Here is a 4,998-nt window from a genome sequence, read left to right on the forward strand (position 1 = left end):
CGGCGGCAGCGGCCTGGCCCAGGCGGCGGAGGTCTTCGGGGAACTCGACGTCGCGATGACCGGCCGCACCGACGAGGTCCGGGCGGTGGCGGGACGCCTCAGCGAGTTGCTCACCGGGCTCGAGGCGCAGAAGGAGGACATCGTGGTGGCGTTGGAGTCACTGGAGAGGCTCTCGACCGAACTCGCGATCCGCAGCGACGAGGTGGAGGGCGGGGTCGCCGACCTCGGGCCCGCACTCCAGGTCCTCGCGCAGCGGCGGCAGCGGCTCGTCGAGGCCACCCGCGCGGTGGACACCGTCACCGCGACCGCGGGCCGTGTCGTCGAGGCCTCCGGCGGTGACCTCCGTGCCGGTCTGGAGTCCCTCGACCCCGTCCTGCAGGGACTGGCGGATTCGGGGGCTCGCTCACCGAGTCACTGCGCTACCTGGCCACCTTCCCGTTCCCGCTGGACACCTACCGCAACGCGGTGCGCGGGGACTACGCCAACGGCACGGTCATCCTCGACCTTCGGCTGCCGGTCCTGGACACCGCGCTGCTCATCGGCACACCGTTCGAGGGGTCGCTAGCGTTGCTCGACACCATCCTGGGCGTACCCGCCCCACCCCGTTGACCAGTCCGACGTCGCCCACCGCCCCGCCTTCCCAATGGCCTTCCGGGACGATCGGGGTGGAGCGCATGGACGCCGCGCCGTCGGGGCGGACGATCTTCTCCTGCAGGACTAGCGGGATCTCGAACTCGCCGGCGGGCAGTCCCAACGGATTGTCGGGACGTCCGGTGTCGAACCGGTCGCGGGGGAGGTAGCCGCCCGCGAGACCGCCGTAGACGTTGAGGCGGGTGATGGCCATGGCGTGGTCGTGGTGCCAGAGCCCGGCCGCCTCCTGCCGGTTGTCGAAGTGGTGGAGGTGGCCCTGCCCGAGGAAGGACGACTGCTCCGGGTGGCCATCGCTGGCGGGCTCGGTGACCCCGCCGTGCAGGTGTAGCGACGTGGGTACCCGGGTACGCACCGACTCCGACAGTCCGTGCAGGCTCGTGTCGATGTCCGCGGCGTGTGGGTGGACTGAGATCTCATTGCGGTAGGTCAGCGTCGTCCGCACTCCGGCGTGCGATCACCGGACCAAGGGTAACTGGCCGCGCCGTAACCCAAGGTCATCGCCGCGGGGAGGCCGCGGTGGAACCGGTGGGTGCCCGTCCGCGCGGACAGTTCCAGGGACTCTCCGGGCAGGACGTCCGGACGCGGGAGTTCGTCCACGTAGGGCTCGAGGACGGGGGAGTGGAACAACAGCGGGCTCGGACCAAGCGATCCCGGGCCGACCTGTGCGCGGGTGGCGGACGCGCCGACGAGTCCCATGCCCGCCACACCGGCCACCGTGCCGAGGAGTCTTCGCATCGTCACCACGGGCCCGCGAGCGCCGCCACCGAACCCGACCATGAGAGCTCCCGCTGCTATGACACGAGTCACAGTACCCTACGGTATGGTTCGGAGGTGGGGATCACCGAGTGACCGGGGGAGAGATGGCCCGACGGGACATGAGCCGACTCCCGAGGGTGAGAGCCGTGGGCGTGGCACTGCTTCGCGTGGGGTCACGGGGGTTGGATATCCGCGAGTGCCGAAGCGGATGCAGGCGCGGCCGTGCCCGTCCCCGGGATCGCCACCGCGCCGTCGCAGGTGCCTTGGCGGTGGTGGCCAAGGGGGTCGGCGACGTCGAGAACCCCAGCCGCGGGCTGAGGACCCACGACACGATCCTCGCGTGGGAACCCGCCTGGATGGACCCGATCTGCGAGGGGTTTCGGGAGGCCGTACGTGGCTCGGACCTGCTCGTCCGGCTCCACGCGGACGGCCTCCGGGCGCGCGGGGTGGTCTACACCGACATCGTCTCGACGGTCGACCTGCTCGTGCACCCACCGCTGGAACAGTCCCCGCCCGGCACAGAGGTGCGGGTCGTCCGGCCGTTCGCGGGCAGCCGGCCCGTGTGGCACGGCGAACCCGGGCGCGACCCGGACTCGCGCGCTCTGGTCATGGAGGCCCTCGGTCCGACGTAGGGTGACGACGATGACGACACGACACGGTGCCGCGGGCCGATGACCCGGGGGTCGACATGGTCCGCCCGGCCGAGCGGTCCGCGCACGGGGCGCTTCTCGGCGGAGGACTGGGCCCGCGCCGGGCTGGACCTGCTCATGACCGAGGGCAGGTCCGCGGTCAAGATCAGCAGACTCTGCGCCGACTTCGGCGTCACGAAGGGCAGCTTCTACTGGCATTTCGCCGACTTCGACGCGCTCATGGCCGCCATCGCCAGGCTCTACTTCTCGCAGGAGATGGACGCCGCCCGTGGTCTGGTCACCATGGAGGAGATGCCACCCGACGCACGGCTGGAGACCATGAGCGCGATGCTCGTGGAATCCCGCGCCTGGGAGGGGGAGGCCGCGATCCGCGAATGGGCCAGGGCGGACGAGACCGTCGCCGAGGCGGTTGCCGAACTGGACCAACGCATCCTGCGGGTGGTCCACGACGCGTTCGTCGAACTCGGGTTCTCCGAACGGGGGGCGAGGATCCGCGCCGGCGTCTTGGTGTACGCCGGCATCGGGTTCGTCTACGGGCGCTCAGCGCTGCCCGTGCCCACCGTGGAGGAGATCCACGACGTGCTGGCGCTGCTGGTGAAGCCCGAGACCTGACCTCCGGGGCCAGGTCGGGGAGCGCGGGTCAGACCGCCACCCGGACCGTGAGCCCCCTCCGCTTGATCCGCGCCGAGAACTCGGTCACGGTGCCGCAGTCCTCGCCGTCGATCTGGAACGCGGCCGGTTTCTCCAACACGCGGGCGGTGATCCCCACGCCCTGGCGGAAATCCAGTGGCCGGGTCCGATGCTCTTCTTTCCCGCTCTCCTGGGTGGAGTTCCTCCGCAGTATCGGCTTGAGCCGGTGCTGGAACGTGTGATGGGCCAGCACCGCACCCGCCTGCGCCCACCCGAGAGGGCCCTTGGCGCGCAGAGCGAGAACGTCCAGGAGTCCGTCGTCGATGACGGCGTCGGGCAACAGCACCATCCCCGCCTGCAGCATCCCGCAGTTGGCCACCAGGAGGGTGCGCGCGCGGGTCTGGATCGGCGATCCGTCGTCGAGGGCGTACTCGACCCGGATCCGGTGGCCGCGCAACAGCGTGTTGGCGAACGCGCCGACGTACGCGAGCCAGCCCACCCGTGCCTTCAGTTTGTCGTCGGTGCCCGCGATCATGTCGGCGTCCATCCCGGCGCCGAGCATCACGAGGAACACGTCATCGTGGGACACGCCGTCGCCGTCGGTGTAGTGGACCTCGCCGAGGTCGATCGCGCGGCTCCGACCGCTCATGGCGACACGCAACGCACGGTCGACATCGTCCAACGGGACGCCGAGGTTGCGGGCGAGCAGGTTCCCGGTTCCCAGGGGGACGACTCCCATCGGCACCGAGGTGCCGAGCAGGCCCTGCGCCACCGACCGTACGGTGCCGTCGCCGCCGCACGCGATCACCAGTCCGACACCGTCGGCGGCCGCCCGTGCCGCCTGACCGGTGCCCGGGTCCTCCTCGGTGGTCTCGTAGAAGACGGGATCCGTCCACCCGTGCCTGGACGCCCGCTCCTCGGCGAGGCGGCGGACCTCGTCGATTCCGACCTTGGTGGGGTTGTAGACGACGGCGAGGCGAGACGGGGCTGGGGACACCGCACCAATGTGTCAGAAAGCCGACCGGCCCGCCATTCGTCGCCCCCGGGCGGATTTGGTATGCGACGGCGGCCGCCTATATCCTTGGGTCCGAAGTTTGAACGCCTGGGAGCTCTGCTCTCGGGCACCTGATCAAGTTTCACCGAAGACCGCAGGTCGCCGCTCCCGCCGGGGGTGGTCGAAGGGTCCGGGAGCGCCCGGACGGCCCGCGCAGGAGAACACCGGTCAGCGTCGGATGTGCCGTGGGTCCCCAGGGGCCCGTGCCAGCTCCTCCACGCCCCGTGCCACCTGCGCACGGGGCGTTCGTGTTTTCTCGGGCGAGATGATGCAGAAAGGAGGCGAAACATGGCAAAGCCCGCAAAGGTCCAGGCCGTCGAGGAGATCAAGCAGCACTTCCAGAACTCCACGACCGCCGTGGTCACCGAGTACCGCGGACTCTCCGTCCCGCAGGTCACCGAACTGCGCAAGACGCTGGGTGACGCGGCCACGTACACCGTGGCCAAGAACACCCTGGTCAAGCGTGCGGCTGAGGAAGCCGGAGTCGAGGGTCTCGATGACCTCCTGTCCGGTCCCACCGCCATCGCGTTCGTCACCGGTGAGGTCGTGGACGCCGCCAAGGCGCTCAAGAACTTCGCCAAGGACAACAAGGCGCTCGTCATCAAGGGCGGTGTCATGGACGGCTCACCGCTGTCCGCCACCGAACTCGACAAGATCGCCGATCTCGAGTCCCGCGAGGTCCTGCTCGCGAAGATGGCCGGTGCCCTCAAGGGTAACCAGACCAAGGCCGCCGGCCTGTTCAACGCGCCCGCTTCGCAGCTGGCACGTCTGTTCGCGGCGCTCGAGGACAAGAAAAACTAACCCCACATGCTTCCGGGCCGTCTGACGGCACCGGGACCAACAGAAAGGACGCCACCATGGCGAAGCTCAGCAACGACGAGCTGCTCGAGGCCTTCAAGGAGATGACTCTTCTGGAGCTCTCCGAGTTCGTGAAGCTGTTCGAAGACACCTTCGAGGTCACCGCGGCCGCTCCGGTCGCCGTCGCGGCTGCCGGCGCCCCGGCTGCCGGTGGCGAGGCCGCCGCCGAGCAGGACGAGTTCGACGTCGTCCTCGAGTCGGCCGGCGACAAGAAGATCGGCGTCATCAAGGTCGTGCGCGAGCTCGTGTCGGGCCTGGGCCTCAAGGAGGCCAAGGATCTCGTCGAGTCCGCCCCCAAGGCGATCGTCGAGAAGGTCGACAAGGAGGCCGCCGAGGCCGCCAAGACCAAGCTCGAGGAGGCCGGCGCGACGGTCACCCTCAAGTGATCTGACGCACTAC

7 protein-coding genes and 1 pseudogene are annotated in these 4,998 nt (G+C 69.6%); 5 read left to right on the forward strand and 3 right to left on the reverse strand.

The window, feature by feature from the left end; translation table 11 throughout:
• Positions 1-565, forward strand: a pseudogene (locus G6022_RS03170) (hypothetical protein); the annotation flags it as partial.
• On the opposite strand, the gene G6022_RS03175 reads toward G6022_RS03170, so the two are convergent.
• Together G6022_RS03175 and G6022_RS03180 are read right to left on the reverse strand one after the other, a co-directional pair.
• The gene (locus G6022_RS03175; protein ID WP_063971826.1) at positions 536-1,093 is read right to left on the reverse strand and encodes a hypothetical protein; all 558 of its coding nucleotides are present in this window, start codon (positions 1,091-1,093) and stop codon (positions 536-538) included. The pseudogene G6022_RS03170 and the gene G6022_RS03175 overlap by 30 nt on opposite strands.
• Positions 1,078-1,386, reverse strand: coding sequence for a hypothetical protein (locus G6022_RS03180; protein ID WP_182639495.1), 309 nt, complete (start codon positions 1,384-1,386; stop codon positions 1,078-1,080). Before G6022_RS03180 ends, G6022_RS03175 begins: the two co-directional genes overlap by 16 nt.
• A 293-nt stretch (positions 1,387-1,679) precedes the next feature.
• Here G6022_RS03180 and G6022_RS03185 point away from each other — a divergent pair, with 293 nt between their 5' ends.
• On the forward strand, positions 1,680-2,039 hold the full coding sequence (locus tag G6022_RS03185) for a hypothetical protein (RefSeq protein ID WP_132063036.1): 360 nt from the start codon (positions 1,680-1,682) through the stop codon (positions 2,037-2,039).
• A 39-nt stretch (positions 2,040-2,078) separates the two neighbouring features.
• Positions 2,079-2,669, forward strand: coding sequence for a TetR/AcrR family transcriptional regulator (locus tag G6022_RS03190; protein ID WP_182639494.1), 591 nt, complete (start codon positions 2,079-2,081; stop codon positions 2,667-2,669).
• 28 nt (positions 2,670-2,697) lie between these two features.
• On the opposite strand, the gene G6022_RS17120 is transcribed toward G6022_RS03190, so the two are convergent.
• On the reverse strand, positions 2,698-3,684 hold the full coding sequence (locus tag G6022_RS17120) for a diacylglycerol kinase family protein (RefSeq protein WP_007631801.1): 987 nt from the start codon (positions 3,682-3,684) through the stop codon (positions 2,698-2,700).
• Between the two features lie 345 nt (positions 3,685-4,029).
• Here G6022_RS17120 and rplJ point away from each other — a divergent pair, with 345 nt between their 5' ends.
• Both rplJ and rplL read left to right on the forward strand, forming a co-directional pair.
• Entirely contained in the window at positions 4,030-4,542 is a 513-nt protein-coding gene (rplJ, locus tag G6022_RS03200; protein WP_007631803.1) for a 50S ribosomal protein L10, read from the forward strand.
• A gap of 56 nt (positions 4,543-4,598) precedes the next feature.
• On the forward strand, positions 4,599-4,985 hold the full coding sequence (rplL, locus tag G6022_RS03205; RefSeq protein ID WP_007631805.1) for a 50S ribosomal protein L7/L12: 387 nt from the start codon (positions 4,599-4,601) through the stop codon (positions 4,983-4,985).
• Positions 4,986-4,998 lie beyond the last annotated feature (13 nt).

The organism is Dietzia sp. Cai40 (genome assembly GCF_014145165.1).
GTDB classification, from domain to species: Bacteria; Actinomycetota; Actinomycetes; order Mycobacteriales; family Mycobacteriaceae; genus Dietzia; species Dietzia natronolimnaea.

Bases quoted from the DNA above. Each gene is read 5' to 3' on its own strand.
- G6022_RS03180 (WP_182639495.1), bottom strand. From the start codon at position 1,386: ATGCGAAGACTCCTCGGCACGGTGGCCGGTGTGGCGGGCATGGGACTC.
- G6022_RS03190 (WP_182639494.1), top strand. From the start codon at position 2,079: ATGACCCGGGGGTCGACATGGTCCGCCCGGCCGAGCGGTCCGCGCACG.
- rplJ (WP_007631803.1), top strand. From the start codon at position 4,030: ATGGCAAAGCCCGCAAAGGTCCAGGCCGTCGAGGAGATCAAGCAGCAC.
- rplL (WP_007631805.1), top strand. From the start codon at position 4,599: ATGGCGAAGCTCAGCAACGACGAGCTGCTCGAGGCCTTCAAGGAGATG.